The 16,366-nt window shown below is 44.7% G+C and carries 22 protein-coding genes; 1 reads left to right on the top strand and 21 read right to left on the bottom strand.

Annotated elements, in window-relative coordinates:
• Positions 1-19 precede the first annotated feature (19 nt).
• From FC83_RS11970 to FC83_RS11990, 5 genes are all read right to left on the bottom strand, one after another.
• Positions 20-382, bottom strand: a complete 363-nt coding sequence (locus FC83_RS11970; protein ID WP_035453023.1) for a DUF1304 family protein — start codon at positions 380-382, stop codon at positions 20-22.
• Between the two features lie 14 nt (positions 383-396).
• The gene (locus FC83_RS11975) at positions 397-1,185 is read right to left on the bottom strand and encodes a glucose-1-dehydrogenase (protein WP_035453021.1); all 789 of its coding nucleotides are present in this window, start codon (positions 1,183-1,185) and stop codon (positions 397-399) included.
• A gap of 100 nt (positions 1,186-1,285) precedes the next feature.
• Positions 1,286-2,071 carry an SDR family oxidoreductase gene (locus FC83_RS11980; RefSeq protein ID WP_035453019.1) on the bottom strand — a complete coding sequence of 262 codons (786 nt, stop codon included), beginning with the start codon at positions 2,069-2,071 and terminating at the stop codon, positions 1,286-1,288.
• 199 nt (positions 2,072-2,270) lie between these two features.
• Positions 2,271-3,311 carry a zinc-dependent alcohol dehydrogenase family protein gene (locus FC83_RS11985; RefSeq protein WP_035453017.1) on the bottom strand — a complete coding sequence of 347 codons (1,041 nt, stop codon included), beginning with the start codon at positions 3,309-3,311 and terminating at the stop codon, positions 2,271-2,273.
• Between the two features lie 59 nt (positions 3,312-3,370).
• The gene (locus FC83_RS11990; RefSeq protein ID WP_057002818.1) at positions 3,371-3,787 is read right to left on the bottom strand and encodes a flavodoxin; all 417 of its coding nucleotides are present in this window, start codon (positions 3,785-3,787) and stop codon (positions 3,371-3,373) included.
• A 159-nt stretch (positions 3,788-3,946) separates the two neighbouring features.
• Here FC83_RS11990 and FC83_RS11995 point away from each other — a divergent pair, with 159 nt between their 5' ends.
• Positions 3,947-4,819, top strand: a complete 873-nt coding sequence (locus tag FC83_RS11995; RefSeq protein ID WP_035453015.1) for a LysR family transcriptional regulator — start codon at positions 3,947-3,949, stop codon at positions 4,817-4,819.
• Here the strand turns inward: FC83_RS11995 and FC83_RS12000 are convergent.
• The 16 genes from FC83_RS12000 to rplQ all read right to left on the bottom strand — a co-directional run bounded on the left by FC83_RS12000 (position 4,816) and on the right by rplQ (position 16,348).
• Positions 4,816-5,661: an alpha/beta hydrolase gene (locus FC83_RS12000; RefSeq protein ID WP_201782568.1), complete on the bottom strand. Its 846-nt coding sequence runs from the start codon at positions 5,659-5,661 to the stop codon at positions 4,816-4,818. The genes FC83_RS11995 and FC83_RS12000 overlap by 4 nt on opposite strands.
• A 26-nt stretch (positions 5,662-5,687) precedes the next feature.
• The gene (locus FC83_RS12005; protein WP_035453012.1) at positions 5,688-6,233 is read right to left on the bottom strand and encodes a DapH/DapD/GlmU-related protein; all 546 of its coding nucleotides are present in this window, start codon (positions 6,231-6,233) and stop codon (positions 5,688-5,690) included.
• 11 nt (positions 6,234-6,244) lie between these two features.
• Positions 6,245-6,442 carry a hypothetical protein gene (locus tag FC83_RS12010; RefSeq protein ID WP_035453011.1) on the bottom strand — a complete coding sequence of 66 codons (198 nt, stop codon included), beginning with the start codon at positions 6,440-6,442 and terminating at the stop codon, positions 6,245-6,247.
• A 135-nt stretch (positions 6,443-6,577) separates the two neighbouring features.
• On the bottom strand, positions 6,578-7,324 hold the full coding sequence (locus tag FC83_RS12015) for an SDR family oxidoreductase (protein ID WP_035453009.1): 747 nt from the start codon (positions 7,322-7,324) through the stop codon (positions 6,578-6,580).
• Positions 7,325-7,543: 219 nt separating this feature from the next.
• Positions 7,544-8,440 carry an aldo/keto reductase gene (locus tag FC83_RS12020; RefSeq protein WP_338028714.1) on the bottom strand — a complete coding sequence of 299 codons (897 nt, stop codon included), beginning with the start codon at positions 8,438-8,440 and terminating at the stop codon, positions 7,544-7,546.
• 91 nt (positions 8,441-8,531) lie between these two features.
• Positions 8,532-9,266, bottom strand: coding sequence for an SDR family oxidoreductase (locus FC83_RS12025; protein WP_035453008.1), 735 nt, complete (start codon positions 9,264-9,266; stop codon positions 8,532-8,534).
• A complete protein-coding gene (locus tag FC83_RS12030) occupies positions 9,259-9,660 on the bottom strand; it encodes a MerR family transcriptional regulator (RefSeq protein WP_035453007.1) in 402 nt (133 codons plus the stop codon). Before FC83_RS12030 ends, FC83_RS12025 begins: the two co-directional genes overlap by 8 nt.
• 21 nt (positions 9,661-9,681) lie before the next feature.
• A complete protein-coding gene (locus FC83_RS12035; RefSeq protein WP_035453005.1) occupies positions 9,682-10,533 on the bottom strand; it encodes an aldo/keto reductase in 852 nt (283 codons plus the stop codon).
• A 148-nt stretch (positions 10,534-10,681) separates the two neighbouring features.
• Complete coding sequence (locus FC83_RS12040; RefSeq protein WP_035453003.1) at positions 10,682-11,332, bottom strand: NAD(P)H-binding protein; 651 nt, start codon at positions 11,330-11,332, stop codon at positions 10,682-10,684.
• A gap of 205 nt (positions 11,333-11,537) precedes the next feature.
• Positions 11,538-11,930 (bottom strand): 30S ribosomal protein S9, encoded by a 393-nt coding sequence (gene rpsI, locus FC83_RS12045; RefSeq protein ID WP_035453001.1) that lies wholly within the window; start codon positions 11,928-11,930, stop codon positions 11,538-11,540.
• Between the two features lie 16 nt (positions 11,931-11,946).
• The gene (gene rplM / locus FC83_RS12050; RefSeq protein ID WP_035452999.1) at positions 11,947-12,390 is read right to left on the bottom strand and encodes a 50S ribosomal protein L13; all 444 of its coding nucleotides are present in this window, start codon (positions 12,388-12,390) and stop codon (positions 11,947-11,949) included.
• A gap of 109 nt (positions 12,391-12,499) precedes the next feature.
• Positions 12,500-13,261 (bottom strand): tRNA pseudouridine(38-40) synthase TruA, encoded by a 762-nt coding sequence (truA, locus tag FC83_RS12055; protein WP_035452997.1) that lies wholly within the window; start codon positions 13,259-13,261, stop codon positions 12,500-12,502.
• 8 nt (positions 13,262-13,269) lie between these two features.
• Positions 13,270-14,064 carry an energy-coupling factor transporter transmembrane component T family protein gene (locus FC83_RS12060; RefSeq protein WP_057002820.1) on the bottom strand — a complete coding sequence of 265 codons (795 nt, stop codon included), beginning with the start codon at positions 14,062-14,064 and terminating at the stop codon, positions 13,270-13,272.
• 1 nt (position 14,065) lies between these two features.
• Entirely contained in the window at positions 14,066-14,929 is an 864-nt protein-coding gene (locus FC83_RS12065; RefSeq protein ID WP_035452993.1) for an energy-coupling factor ABC transporter ATP-binding protein, read from the bottom strand.
• Positions 14,905-15,738, bottom strand: coding sequence for an energy-coupling factor ABC transporter ATP-binding protein (locus FC83_RS12070; protein WP_057002821.1), 834 nt, complete (start codon positions 15,736-15,738; stop codon positions 14,905-14,907). The genes FC83_RS12065 and FC83_RS12070 overlap by 25 nt, the downstream gene beginning before the upstream one ends.
• 229 nt (positions 15,739-15,967) lie before the next feature.
• Positions 15,968-16,348: a 50S ribosomal protein L17 gene (gene rplQ / locus FC83_RS12075; RefSeq protein ID WP_035452991.1), complete on the bottom strand. Its 381-nt coding sequence runs from the start codon at positions 16,346-16,348 to the stop codon at positions 15,968-15,970.
• Between the last annotated feature and the right edge of the window lie 18 nt (positions 16,349-16,366).

Raw genomic sequence — 16,366 nt, forward strand, 5'->3', positions numbered from 1 at the left:
TTTTAGCATCTAACCTTATTTAAAAAAATAAACTGATCAAGGCTAAGGCCCCGGGCAACGCCTGTAGACCATATATTTTTTTAGTTACTGTGGCACCACCATATACCCCCACGACAATGACAAAACCAGCCAGTAAGCGCAGGGTAGCGATTTGCCCGCTACCACTGAGTAACCAGAGACTCAACAACAAAACCACACCCAAAGCCCCGTTATAGATACCTTGATTTTTCAGAGCCACTTGGGCGTTAAGTTGGGTCACAAAGGCCAGTGGCATGCCAAAGCTCTTGGCTTGCAAGGCTTTGGGGGCAAACATTTCCAAATACATAAACCCTAGGTGCAAAATACCTAATAACCCGATCAAAATCATACTGATGCTAGTCATGGTCGTTTCTCTCCTTAGCCTTGGCCATCTTTAAAAGCGGGATACAAGGTCATCCCCCCGTCGATAAATAAAGTGATCCCCGTGACATAACTGGATTCACTAGACGCCAACCAAGCTGCCCCGGCCGCGACTTCTTCCGGTTTGCCAATGCGATTCATGGGGACCATGGCGACGGTTTGATCATATTGGGCCTGGTCGGCAAATTTATCCGCATTGATGGGCGTGTTGATGGCCCCTGGACCAATGCCATTGACCCGAATACCGTCCTTGGCATATTCCATGGCAATGGTTTGGGTGAATAGCTTCACTGCGCCCTTGGCCGCGGCATAACTGGCAAACGTCGGCCAAGGAATTTGTTCATGAACAGAAGACATGTTGATAATGTTGCCAGGCTTTTTGTGGGCTTTAAAATAAGCCAAGGCCGCTTTTGACCCTAAGAAGACGCCCGTTTCATTGATCGAGATGACCTTGTTCCAGTCTGCTAGGGTCAGTTCGTGGGTGGGTGCTTTGATTTCCATACCGGCGTTGTTGACCCAGACATCTAAATCCCCGAAGTTTGTCAGGGCCGCATCTAAGATAGCTTGCACCCCAGCTTCCGTGGCCACATCAGCTTGCACTGTCACGGCCCCTTGACCACCTTGATCTAAGATCGCGTCAGCCACTTTTTGGGCACCTTCAGGATCACTGTTATAGTTGATGACAACTTTCATATGTTCTTGCCCAAACCGTTGGGCGATGGCATTACCAATCCCCTTGGAACCCCCGGTGATAACGGCAACTTTGCCATTCAAATCTGCATACATCTGACCCACTCCTCTAATAACTGTCAATTTTGTAACTACATTTATGGTAACACTAGTTATTCAAATTGGGGCTTCATACGCCCTAAAAATCATGCCGGACCTATAAGCCCTCCGGAAAGAATTGTTTTAGACTATCTTTGGCAATCATTTTTTCAGCTTGATTGGGCATGATCTGTTCCATTTTTTGTAAAATTTTGGCAGCACCCGCATTGATCCGGGGCTTATTTTGAGCCATCCCCTTGAGCGTGACCTCGACCAAATCCGCCAGTTTCATATTCCCAAAAGAACCGGCTAAATCGCCACTTTGTAAACCTGTTTCAGAAACCAATGGTGGCACCAATTCCAGCACATGAACCTGATTTTTATCAGCATAAGTCAGCTGTTCTCTTAAGGCCGATGTAAACATGTGTACCCCGGCTTTCGAGGCAGAATAAGTGGGATGTGGTGCGGAGCTGAGGTAAGCCAACCCAGAAGAAACATTGACGATCATGGCTTCCTCTTGGGCCAATAATTGGGGTAATAGCAATTGATCCACAGCAATCGTGCCCATGAGATTGATTTGAATATCGGCGGTTAAGGCCGTTAACGTTAAATGGGGATCCAACAAATCATGAGGTTGCATAATCCCGGCGGAATTGATCACCATGTTTAACTTAGGTAAATGTGCCGGCAGCCACGTTAACAGTGGCTGCAAAGATTCAGGTTGCCCCACATCGGCCTGAAAGGTTAATAACTTGGGATGCTGAACCTGAACTGCGGCTAATTTGTCTTGGCGGCGCCCCAGCACCACGACCTGATTGCCCTTTTCTAATAAGTTAGTAGCTAGTGCTAAACCAATCCCCGATGTGCCACCTGTGATCAAGATCTCATTGCCTGTTAATTTCATGTTTTGTCGGTTCCCTTCAGCTGATTTAACAAATTATTGCGTGTTTAAATTTAAAACGGCGCAACCTAAGTTACGCCGAAGTTGGCTAGTAGCCCCAGCCATCTATATTGTTTGTTATGCTAGCAGTTGTGACTCTAAAAATCAAGCAAAAGGACCACAGGCAAAATTGTCTTTATCTGGTTTCGCCACTTGATCCTGACTAGTCACTAATTACCACTAAGGATTTAATGGCTAGACGCTGGTCCATAGCATCGTAGGCGTCTTGAATGTGGTCGAGGTCAAACCGTTGGGTAAAGACTTTCCCAGGATTAATTTGACCTGTTAAAACTGCCTTTAATAAAACGGTTTTGTCATAGGTGGTGACTGAGGCCACACCACCACGCAGGCCGATATTTTGCCAAAACAATTGATTGGTATTCATTTCCGCTTTTTGTGGGACGCCCACACGACCCACAATGGCGCCGGGGCGGCCAACTTGTACAGCAGTGTCCACGGATTGGGCCGTGCCCACACATTCCAAAACAGCATCCACACCAACGCCATCAGTCAAAGCCTTGACTTTGTCAACGGCTGCTTGGCCCCGTTCAGCCACAATATCGGTGGCACCAAATTCTTTGGCTAGTGCTTGGCGATCAGCATGGCGACTCATGGCAATAATCCGTTTAGCCCCCCGCAACTTAGCGGCGATAACTCCACAAAGACCAACGGCACCATCCCCCATGACCACGACTGTATCGCCTGATTTCACCTCAGCACTGGCTGCGGCGTGATACCCGGTGGCCATCACGTCGGCCAAGGTTACCAGTGAATTTAAAACGGCATCCGAATAATCACTGGGGTGCCCCGGAATCTTGATCAAAGCCCAGTTGGCATTTGGAAAACGTAAATATTGGCCTTGATAACCCCCATTAATGCCGGGTTCTTGATTCAGGCAATCACCATCAAACCCGGCTAAACAAGCCGCACAATGCCCGCAGCCATGGGTAAACGGGGCAATGACGAAATCCCCAGGTTTGACCGCGGTGACTTCAGACCCCACCGCCTCAATGATGCCAATAGCTTCATGGCCCACAGTGGTATTAGCGTCACGGTGACTGATGCCCCGGAACCACCATAAATCAGACCCGCACACGCTGGCCCGCACGATGCGAATAATGGCATCGGTGGGTTTTTCCAGCGTTGGTTTGGCTAATTCTTTGACCTCAACTTTACCTGGTTCTATAAATACTGCTGCTTTCATAAAATGCCTCCGTATATTTTTAATATTACTAACTGTTTGCACGTTTACTGGCACACTATTTATGCTGGTACCAGTGTAGCACCAGCTGTTTTTGCTAGCTTTTTCATTTCTGAAAGGGTATCGGCTAGCGGTGTTTCAGCACTGGTGGCAAAAGCTACGATTTGTTTGCCAGCTAAATCACATTGCTCAAACAAACTGTCGATCAGCATTGGCGGGCGTTGCCACCAGATTGGATAACCAATATAGACTTTGTGATACTGGGCCAAATTAGGTAATTTTCCCTTAATAGCGGGGTGAATATTGTTGTCTTTTTCCTTTTCACCGACAGCAATCACCCCATCGTAATCATCAGGGTAAGGGGTTGCCGGTTGTAGGCGATAAATATCAGCCCCAGTTTGCTGCTGTAATTTTTCAGCGGCACGTTTTGTGTTCCCAGATACCGAAAAATAAATAATCAAAGCTTTCTCATTGGCCATATTCTCACACTTTCAATAAATCATTGTTGTCTCATGAATTGCATCATATTCTGTCTTTTAAAGCCTGTATCCTTAACAGAATAACTTTATTCTAAACCTTAGTCCAAACTCTAAGGCAAGCCTTTTTATAAATAAAATTGTAACTATGGAGGTTATATCATGGAAATACGTGTCTTACGTTATTTTTTAGCGGTGGCCGCTGAACAAAATATCAGTCGCGCAGCCCAACAGCTGCATGTGTCTCAACCCACGATTTCACGGCAACTCCAAGATTTAGAACAAGAACTGGGTGTCACTTTATTTGACCGTCAACAACTCCCTTTAAAGCTCACGGCAGCCGGACAATACTTGGTCAACCAAGCGACTCAAATCGTTGCTTTAGCGGATAAGACCACTGCCAATATTCATCATAATCCCGACATAGCTGGTTCAATTGCCATTGGCTGTGGCGAGTCTAAACACATGCTGCTGATTGCCCAGACGATTAAACAGTTACAAACAACTTATCCCCAAATCAAAATAAATATCACCAGCACTAACGCTGATGATATCCATGCTAAAATTCAAACCAATATTTTTGATTTTGGGTTAGTCATGGAACCTGTGGATAAAAGCAACTATGCCTTTGTGACCTTACCAACCACCAGTCAATGGGGTGTTCTGGCCTTAAAAGATTCTAAGCTGGGCCAACAAGCTTTTATCACCCCAAAAGATCTGTCGGGTGTTTCTTTGATCATGTCCCAGCAAAGCGGTGTGATCGATATCTTGCAAACTTGGGCCGGCCAAGCCTTTGACCCCGCAGCTATCGTGGCCACTTATAACTTGCTATACAATGCCTCTTTATTGGTAACCGCCAAAGTTGGTTACGCCCTTTGTGTGGATGGAATCATCAATACGCAGCAAACTGATTTAAAATTTATCCCCTTGAAACCGGCCCTGCGCAGCAAAGTCAGTCTAATCTGGTTGCAACAACAGCACCGTTCCGAAGCGGCCAATGCCTTTTTAAAACAAGTTAAATCTGATTTAACCTAAGACTGGGGCCACAAAAAACGAATCAAAACCTTATCCACTGCTTTATTTTCATGTAAACGACTATGTTGGGCCTGGGGTCCAACAAATTTCTTTTCGGTATAAGACTGGGCCCGCTTGGCAATGAGATACCGTAATGATTGTGACGACGCATTGCTCACATCCCCATCAGAATGGGTACCATCATTTTTATCCCCATAGATGTTCAAAACCCGGACTTGTTTTGGATAAGTCTTTCTCAATTTAAGTAGCGCCCGATAATCTTTGTCCATGTGGATGGGTTGCCCATTGGCTGCCAACTTCATTTGATTAGGCGCATCATTCATCCCTAAAATACCATTAAAGTGACCGGCAATGTCCACTTGTTTGTTTAAAGTGGGTAGTGTTGGATCATTGGTGTTGGCCATTAAATAATACATAATAGCCATATTGCCCATGGAGTGCCCCACTAAATTCATTTTTTGAAAGTGGTATTGTTTTTGTAAAGCCACGATAACATTTTTGGCCCAGCGGCCGTCTTCATAATAATTACCATTCCGATTATTCTGGTAGTTCACCTGAATAATCGGATTTTTAGCATTAGCAGCTAACTGACCCACAAAATGAACATGCCCCTTAGGACTCACATCAGCCCGGACCACCGTATCCGTGACCCCCGCCGATTTTGCGGCGGTCGTCATCTGGGTCTCAGAATGGTAACTGCCACCCCAGCCGTGGAAAAATAACGTGGGGATATTTTGTTGAACATAGGTTGCAGCCTGCGCTTTTTGAATATACAGTTTACCCCCGAATATGGGGATGATACTAACCAGCAGGGCCAGCAGCAACATGGTCCTCTTTTTAATTAGCAATTGCTTTGCCCCCTTCTCACCTAATTCAAGGTCGACTTAATGACTCTGGCCGGTACGCCCGCCACAATTGTGTTGGGTGCGACATCGTGGGTAACCACAGCTCCGGCGGCGATAATTGCATTTTTGCCGATGGTGACCCCGGGTAAAACCGTGGTATTGGCCCCTAACCAAGCATTTGCTTGGATATGCACCGAATTTAAATATAAACTTTTACGATCCAAGGCATCCTGGGCATGATTCACACTGACGATGGTGACATTGGGACCAATCAATACATCATCTTCTATGGTAATCCCCCCTAAATCCACAAACATGGCATTGCTATTGATAAATACCCTTTTGCCTAGGGTAATGTGGCGGCCATAGTCACTGCGAAAAGGTAAATGGATGGTTACGCTGGGGTCAATAACTTGTCCAATGATCTGGCCAACTTGGGCCAAAATCCTGGTTGGTGTCTGATACTGCGTATTCAAAATTTGTAAAAGCTGCTGATTTTTATCAACAATAGTATCTAAAGCTTTAAATTCGGGACTGTTGGCATTTATATAAGTTACTTTGGTTGTCATAAGCTCTTCCCTCACTTGTTTATCAAATTGCTGCCGTGTAAAATCATTGCTTTGTCTAAGATGGGCCTATCTGCCGGTGTCACGCGGCAAGCCTTATCTTGTACTGACACGGTAACGTTATTTTGTAGCTGATTTTTTTGATACAAACCAATTTCACCAATCGTCAATAATACCATCAGCCCCACTATTGTCCAGAACGTTTTCTTCATACTTTCACTTCCCTTTTCTAATACATCGTCATATCAGCATAAACCTTAAAGTGGGCTTTAAGGCAAGCCCGATTTATATGGCATCAGTAAGTAAAAATATCGCTCCAACCAAAGCAATGTTTTAATTGCCTAAACTTACCAGGGTTGATCCGTGGGGCCAATGGTTAATTCACTGATGTTGGTATCTGCTGGTTGATCAATGGTAAATGCCACCACGTTAGCGACACGTTCAGGTGCGATTTGATAGGTCTCATAAACCTGTTGCATCCCTTGTAGAGTTGTTTTGTCATCAATAGTCTGCAGTAACTCTGATTGAATTGCCGCCGGATAAATGGTTGCCGTGCGAATATGGGTGCCTTCTTGGGCCGATTCCATTCGTAAGACTTCCATTAAATCACGCACAGCCCACTTCGTTGCGCCGTAAACGGCCCCGCCAGGATAAGCCTTTAGCCCCGCCACTGAGCTGGTAGTTATCACATGTCCAAACTTTTGCGCTTTAAATTCTGGCAATACGGCGGCAATGCCATTTAAGACGCCCTTTAAATTCACATCAACCATGGCCTGCCATTTATCAACTTCAAGGGCTGATAATGGTGAGTTGGGCATCAGACCCGCGTTTAAAAATATCGCATCCACTCTGCCATATTTGTCTTTAGCTAGCTGGACCAGGGCTTGGTTATCAGCCGGTTTCGTCACATCCATGACTTGATAAATGGCTTGGCCGCCTGTAGCTGTGATGTCGGCAACAAGCTGGGTCAGTTTAGCTGCTCGTCGCGCCCCTAGAACCAACTTAGCGCCTTTTTGGGCCAATAGCTTGGCAGTTGCTGCCCCAATACCACTAGAAGCACCGGTAATAATTACAACTTCATTTTGAATCGTCATCAAAAATTCCTCCTTATATTACGTCACATCAATTTGATGCGTTGAACCAGGTTTTAGCGGTTCAACTAGCATAGTTTTATTATGTGGGCGCGGGGTACTAATGTAAAATACCTATATTTAATATCTAGTTATGCCTAAATCGAATGATAGAAAACAAAAAAATACCGTTCATAGCGTAACGGTATTTCAAATGATGCTATTCAAATTTTTGAAAGTTAGCTAGCGACCAGCTCTTTTCGCTAATTCTGCTGAATAACGATTGCCGGTGATTTTAACTTGTTTTGACAATTGATTCAACTGTGTTAATTCAGTATCGGTGAATTTGACCTTAAGAGCGCCAAGATTTTCTTTAAGTCGGTTTAATTTAGTCGTACCAGGAATTGGGACGATCCAAGGCTTTTGTGCTAATAACCAAGCCAACGCAATTTGTGCTGGTGTGGCTTGTTTAGCTGTGGCAAACTCACTAATGACTTTGATCAACTGCTGATTGGCTGCAATTGCATGTTGCGTAAATCGCGGTAAATTATTGCGGCCATCCCCCTTGCTAAATTCAGTAGCTGCTGTGATTTTACCAGTAAGATAGCCCTTGCCCAGGGGACTAAACGGGACAAAGCCGATACCCAATGATTCAAGTGTGGGCAATAGTTCCTGCTCTGGTTCCCGCGTCCAAAGTGAGTATTCACTCTCCACGGCTGCTAAGGGTTCAACCCCATGGGCTTTACGAATCGTTTGCACACCAGCTTCTGATAAACCCCAATGCTTAATTTTGCCAGCTTTTTTCAGCTGCCCCATCTTATAAGCCACGTCTTCAATTGGCACATTAGGATCAACCCGATGCAGGTAATAAAGGTCAATGGCGTCGACACCCAATCTTTGCAGTGACCCTTCTACAGATTCCTGAATCCCCGTAATATTGCCATCCACAATTTGCTTGCCATTCTCAATTCGAATGCCACACTTAGTTGCAATGGTGACTTTATCTTTATATGGGGCCAACGCCTTGCCCAACAGGGATTCACTGGTAAAGGGGCCATAAACTTCAGCGGTATCAAAAAAGGTTTCGCCATTTTCTACAGCAGCTTGCAATAACTTGACCATTTGCTTTTGATCAGGCAAGGCCCCATGGCAAAACTCATGCCCATGCAACCTAGTCCCATTGCGTCTGCCGTCAAAGCACCCAGTTGTCTTTTTTCCAAAAAGTCACATCCTATTCTTGCTGCGTCGGTCTAATGATAATTTCATTTAATGCTGCATCCGCCGGCAAATCAATGGCCGCTTTAATTGAAGTCGCCACCCGCTCTGGAGAAATCGCATTTTGTTTATAATAACCTTCCAATGCTTGTTTGGTGCTTTGATCCGTCACATGGTCCACCAGTTCAGTTGCCACCGCACCTGGGGAAACCACGGTGACACGAACATTACTTTTAGCGGCCGCTTCTTCTTGACGCAAGGCCTCACTGATCATTAAAACACCAGCTTTGGTGGCACTGTAAACACCGCCACCGGGATGCACCGCATGGGCGGCCACGGAAGCCACATTGATAAATTGGCCAGATTTTTGAGCCCGCATACTTGGCAAGGCTGCATCAATCCCATACAACAGCCCTCGCAGGTTGACGTCGATCATGCGATTCCAGTCGGCAACTTTGCCCTTGATAAATTCAGAATGGGGCATTAAACCGGCATTATTCATCCATACATCGATGTGACCAAACTTGTCTAAAGCAAGTTTAGCCAATGCTTGGACGCTCTCTAAACTGGTCACGTCAGTCAAGGCATAAACCGCCTTGCCACCAGCCGCTTCAATATCACTGACGATTTGTTGCAATTTAGCTTCACGCCGGGCGCCTAAAACCAGTAAGTCCCCGTCTTGGGCTAAAAGTTTGGCAGTTGTTTCGCCAATACCACTAGATGCACCAGTAATTACAACGACTTTATTCATTAATTTTTTCCTCCTCATAAGCTAACTTTTCTTTTTCATAATTCAATGTGTGGTCTTCAAAATGATCAATTTTATAATTCAAATATTTAACTGTCTTTTGAATGGCCGCCACTTTGTTTAATAATTCCTCACGTTGATCAATCAACAACAATTTCCGAGCTTCAGTCGTCTGATCCCCTTCCCGGTACAATTTCACAAATTCGATCAATGCTTCAATGGTCATTCCCGCATTACGCAGAACTTTGATATAAAATACCCAGTTCATATCATGCTCACTATAAGTGCGATAGCCGCTTTGATTCCGTTCAATGGGTGGCAGTAAACCCAACCGTTCCCAGTAACGCAGGGTATCTTTAGTCAAATCAAATTTTTTAGCAACAGCATCAATATTCATAATAATTGCCTCCCCTTTGAATTAGACTTTACGAACCAAGTTTAAAATTCTTTCAACCGCAGCTGGATCACGATGGTCAAAAAATTGACTTTCTTTTTTATCGAGTTGCGCAATTTGTTGCATTTCAGCAGCGGTTAATTTGAAGTCAAGACTGTTAATGTTTTCGGCCATCCGTTCTTTCCGGGAAGATTTTGAAACCGCAACGATCCCCCGTTGGGTCAGCCAGCGCAAAATGACTTGACCCACAGATTTGCCATAGTTAGCCCCAATTTTAGTTAACACGTCATTTTTGAAAATGTCGTGTTTACCTTCTGCAAAAGGTGCCCAGGCTTCGGGTTGCACGTCATGAGCTTGCAGATAAGCGACCTCATCTTTTTGTTGCATCCACGGATTGACTTCTATCTGATTTAACGCAGGTTTCACCTTATTATTCAGCATCAAATCAATCAGCCGATCAGCCGTGAAGTTAGACACACCAATGGCTCTAATTTTTCCGGCTTCATACAATTCTTCCATGGCCCGCCATGAACCATAAACATCCCCATAAGGCTGGTGAATCAAATATAAATCCAAATAATCCAGTTGTAGCCGTTCCAAGGATTTGTTAAAAGCTTTTTTGGTCGCTTCATACCCGGTATCCGACACCCAAAGTTTGGTGGTGATGAATAAATCTTTGCGGGCCACCCCACTGCGCTTGATGCCTTTACCAACCGCCGCTTCATTACCATAAGAAGCAGCGGTATCAATCAAACGATACCCACTGTCGATGGCATCGACAACGGCAGTTTCAGCCACCTGTTGATCGGTGATTTGAAATACACCATAGCCTAGGATCGGCATTTGAACGCCATTATTTAATTTAACTGTTTGCATTTTATAAAGCACTCCATTTCTTTTTGTTTAGGCTTCATTCAATTCAAATTCATTGTAACCCTTGGTCTGCACACCAAGGCAAGCCCTCGATAGTTATTTTCCATTTTATCTGACGCATCACGGCACATCCTGCTTAACGAATCGATCCTCAATAAACTGGCCGATCTTGGCCCTGGGTATCAGGGTCAGCAATACCAATACTATCATTGGCGGCAAAACTTGGGTCTGCCACGATCCGTAAAACAACATCCGCAATACTGCGACGGGAGCCAGACACGCCAATATAGGTGTCATGGCGATGAGTGATGGCATATTTAACCTCAGGGCGGTCATTCAACCAAGGTAGGCGCAAAGTGGTGTAAGTGATCCCAGAATCGGCCAACAGCTTATCGGCCGCAATTGCAGCTGGTAACCCACTGTCAACCATTTGGTGATTCCAACGGCCAAATTCACCTGGAACTTCATCGTATAGCCCCAGTAAGCTGGTAGCAATGATCCGTTTGGTACCGGCTGCTTTGGCAGCAGCAATGACATTTTTAGTGGCAGTATTATTGGAATCATGGTCAACCACAGCGGTGAAAACCATATCCTGACCAACCATAGCTTGTTTCACTTCATCAGCATTATCCAGATCAACGTCCAACAATTTCACCCGGGGATTGGTAGCAAGTTCTTGCAAACGATTCGGATTGCGCAAGCCCAGCGTTAGGTGCACATCCGCAAATTGAGCTTCATCTAAAATACGGGATTCAACGATCCGGGCAATTTGACCATTAGCGGCTAATATTAATAAGTTCATCGTAATTCCTCCATTTAATGGTTCAGTTTGAATGCTGCATCGATTTATTTCTGTCTCACAGCATAGATTGACTATAAACCTTCGTCCGAACTCCAAGGCAAGCCCCTGTTGTAAATTAGTTATTTATTTGACCGACTTTTATATGAAGAGACAAAAAAACACCTCTCCCACAGGAGAAGTGCTTTGAATGATAATATATAAAATATTAACGTTTTGAAAATTGACTAGCTTTACGGGCTTTCTTCAAACCAGGTTTCTTACGTTCCTTCATACGAGGGTCACGGGTTAACATGCCTGCACGTTTTAAAGGTCCACGGAAATCAGGATCGACGTCTAATAAAGCACGGGAGATACCATGTCTGATAGCACCGGCTTGACCAGAGAAGCCACCACCGTTAACATTTACCAAAATGTCATAGCTACCTGCTGTTTCGGTAATGTCTAAAGGTTGTTTCATATCATTGATTAAATTTTCAAATGGGATGTAATCCACAACGTCGCGGTTGTTGATGGTAATTTTACCAGAACCGGGTACGAGGCGAACGCGGGCTACTGAGTCTTTACGACGACCAGTGCCAGAATAAGATACTTGAGCCACTATAATTCCTCCTTAATTAAATTAACTTTGTTAAGTCTAATGCTTCAGGTTTTTGAGCTTCATGTTTGTGATCAGCATCTGCATAAACATGTAACTTCAAGAATTGTTGATGACCCAAGCTATTTTTAGGTAACATACCCTTGATTGAATTTTCAACCAAGCGCACTGGATTGTTAGCTAATAATTCGCCGGCAGTCTTAGTTTTCAAACCACCAGGGTGATTACTATGATGATAGTAGAATTTATGAGTTGCTTTGCGACCAGTCAACTTTACTTTGCCAGCATTGATGATGATGACGTTGTCACCTGTGTCAATGTTAGGTGTGAAAGTTGGTTTGTTTTTACCGCGTAAAATTGATGCAACGACAGCAGATACACGACCTAAGGCGATATCTGTAGCGTCGACAACATACCATTTACGTTCAATTTCAGTTGGTTTAGCCATATAAGTTGTACGCACGTTGTATTTCCTCCATTTTTCGAGTCGATGTTTGACACCAGTAAGTTTCCGGGGCTTATCGTGGGGCAAACAATACCGTTTACTAGTTTATCTAATATCCCCCCCTAAGTCAATGGGAATTTTCAGATTCATAGTAAACTTTTTTTAAGTACAGGCCACTGGCCGGCGCAGTCCCTCTGGCCTGTTGGCGATCCTTGACCTCATATAATCGTAAAAAATCGTGGACATCCCGGCGGCCGTTGCCAATCTCTAATAAGGTGGCCACTAATATCCGCACCATATTATATAAAAAACCATTGCCATAAAATTCAAATTGGATTTGATTTTGTTCAGGGACAGTCCAAACCTGCGCATCATAAATCGTACGAACCTTGTTTTTGATTACCCCACCAGATGCTGCGAAGCTGGTGAAATCATGGGTCCCCTTCACATCTTCTAAGGCCAGTTTGATTTTTGCTAAATCTAAGGGGTATGGATAATGACCGGCATAGTGCCGGGTAAAAGGATTGGTGTAGTAGCCCCGGTCCACTTTATAAAGATAACGCTTGCCCGTGGTATTGAATTGGGCATGAAAAGTTTCTGGTACGATGGCGCTGTTTAAAATTTCCGTATCCAGGGGCATTAAAGAATTTAAAGCCTTTAACATATTCTCAGCGGGAATATTGCCCGGGTAATCAAAATGGATCACTTGGCCCAGGGCATGGACACCGGCATCGGTCCGGCCGGATCCGTGCACCGTTACGGCGGCCCCCTTGGTCATTTTAAAGAGGGCCTTTTCTAAAACGCCTTGGACGGTGCGCTGATTGGGCTGGCGCTGAAAACCAGAGAAATCTGTGCCATCATAGGCCATAGTTAATTTATAACGTGTCATAAAAACTCCTAATTTCTTGCAAAGATTAAAGCAGCGGTCAAGACGACCATGACAATAATGGCGATGGTATCAACCGCGTGCCACTGCAACACCCGATAACGGGTCCGCTCTGTTTCGCCGTTATACCCCCGGGATTCCATGGCAATCGCCAAATCCCCGGCTCGGGAAAACGTATTGACAAACAAAGGAATCAAAACGGGGACCATGGCTTTGACTCGTTTCATCAAGCCCCCATCTCCAAAATCAACCCCCCGGGCCCGCTGGGCATTCATGATGGCCATGGTTTCATCCATTAACGTGGGGACAAAACGTAAGGCTAAAGAAATCATCAGGGCTAATTGATCAATGGGTAAGTGTAACTTCTTTAACGGATTTAACAACGCTTCGATGCCATCGGCAATCATTAACGGTGCCGTCGTCAACGTTAGTAACGTGGACATTAAAATAATCATCATAAACCGTAAAAATACATAAATACTGCTGATGATCCCATATTGGCTCAAAGCAAAGGGCCCAAACTGCCAATAAACATGCCCACCACGGGTCAGGAACAGTTGAAATAAGACCGTAATCAAAATCAAGAAGAACAGCGGTCGCACACCCCTGAAAAAGAACTTTTGATCCACACCGGATAAAAAGATCACACCCAAGGTAAAGGCGATCATCAACGCATAGCTGGCCACATTATTGGCCAAAAAGATAATCGCAATAAAGTAAAAACTTATCAAAATTTTACTGCGGGGGTCCATATGATGGATCCATGTGTCCCCAGGGACAAATCTACCTAATATCAGCTTATCCATTTCACTGCTCCGTCTCTGTCAACTGTTTTGTAATAAGATCAACCAATTCTGCTTCTTTCAAGGGTAAAGTAGGTACCTTAAACCCCTGTTGGCGCATTTTCAGCGCAAACTGGGTGGCTTTAGGTAATCCCAAGCCATGGTCCAGCATAAATTGATAATCGTTAAAAATTTCTTGGGGCGTGCCAGATTTGATCAACTGCCCCTGCTCTAAAATGAAGACGTGCTCGGCAAAATCAGCCACGTCATCCATTTGGTGGGTCACCAAAATAATAGATAACCCCCGTTTTTCATGTAATTCTAAAAACAGGTCCATCATCGCTTGGCGACTCTTAGGGTCTAGGCCGGCTGTGGGCTCGTCTAACACCAAGATATCTGGCTTGAGGGCCAGTACCCCGGCAATGGCTACCCGACGCATCTGGCCCCCAGAAAGGTCAAAGGGCGACACGTCGAAGTATTTTTCATCTAAGCCCACCGTGGTCAACATTTCTCGGGCAATCTCCAAAGCTTCAGCTTGTGTCGCCCCAAAATTCATTGGCCCGAAAGCAATATCTTTCCCCACGGTCTCTTCAAACAACTGATGTTCCGCAAATTGAAAAACAATCCCGACTTTTTTACGGAGGGATTTTAAGTTTTTATTATTTGTCTCGGCGGTGATCACCCGAGAATCAATTTGTACTTCCCCGTGACTGGGTTTTAAAAGCGCATTCAAGTGTTGGAGTAATGTTGATTTCCCACTACCTGTATGGCCAATAATGGCCGTATAGCTATTATCGGGGATAGTCAACGAAATATTCTTCAACCCTGCCGTGGCAATGGGAGTTCCTAAATCATAAAAATAATCTACATTTTTGAATGTAATTGCCATAACGCAGAAATCAACTCCTCTTCACTCAAATACGTCTCCGGCAGTGTAATGCCCGAGGTTTTTAAATCTTCTGTTAATTGGGGCACAAAAGGCAAGGTCAACCCCGCCCGTTGAATCAGGTCCACCTGGGAGAATATTTCCTTGGGTGTCCCAGTGGCTTGGAGGCGCCCCCCATCTAAGACCAATATTTGGTCAGCTAGGGCCGCTTCTTCTAAATCGTGGGTCACCGACAACACAGTCACATGCAACCGAGTCTGCAGTGCTTGCACGATGCCTAACACGTCACTGCGGCCTTTAGGATCTAGCATGCTGGTAGCTTCATCTAAAATGATGATTGCTGGCTGCATGGCAATGATACCGGCCAAGGCCACCCGTTGCTTTTGGCCCCCGGATAGATGAGCTGGCTCTCTCGTGGCAAAATCGGCCATGCCCACATCACTTAAAGCCTTTTTTACCCGCCGATGCATCTCATCATGGGGAATCTGCCGATTTTCCAGCCCAAAGGCCACATCGTCTTCCACCGTTGCCCCCACAAATTGATTATCAGGGTTTTGAAAAACGATCCCGATTTGTTTGCGGATATCCCAGACTGAATCTTCGGTCAAGGTTGTGCCGTTGATCACGACTTCGCCGCTAGTTGGGGCTAATAACCCATTTAAATTTTTAGTTAAGGTACTTTTACCACTACCGTTATGGCCCACAATGGCGATCCATTGCCCGGCAGCTACATTGAAGCTGACATCTTGTAAGACTAGCTCCGTATCTGCACTGTAACGATAGCTTAAATGCTTGACTTCTATGCTCTTCATGACATTATCCTCAAAAATGAATTTAGCTTCATCATATCATAAAAACGCTGGCTTCTAAAAAGGGATATCGCTAAAAAAATGAATTCTTTAAAAAAGTGCACAAAAAAATCATTCGCAGATGAAACATCTCTAAAGAAATGCGTTCGAACTAGACTTGGGATGACCCATCATCGTAGCGTCCTATCACCGTATGGAATGATCAATTTTAATTTAAATTAAAATGCGAATGTTATACAAACTCGATAATTGCCATTGGAGCGCCATCACCGCGTCTTGGTTGTGTTTTCATGATACGTGTGTAACCGCCTTGACGGTCTGTGTATCTTGGTGCAATATCGCTAAATAACTTTTGTAAAGCGGATTGAACAACCACGTTGTCTTCTTCTTCACGGATATCAGCGATTTCATCGCGGACATAAGCAGCAGCCCGACGACGTGCAGGTAAATCACCGCGTTTGCCTAAAGTGATCATCTTTTCGACAGACTTACGAATTTCTTTTGCCCGTGTTTCAGTTGTTACAATACGTTCATTGATAATTAAATCAGTAGTTAAATCGCGTAGCATCGCTTTTCGTGGTGCAGAAGCACGGCCTAATTTACGATAACCCATTATTTAACCCTCCTTTTA

It is taken from the genome of Agrilactobacillus composti DSM 18527 = JCM 14202, assembly GCF_001436375.1.
In the GTDB taxonomy this organism is placed as follows: Bacteria; Bacillota; Bacilli; order Lactobacillales; family Lactobacillaceae; genus Agrilactobacillus; species Agrilactobacillus composti.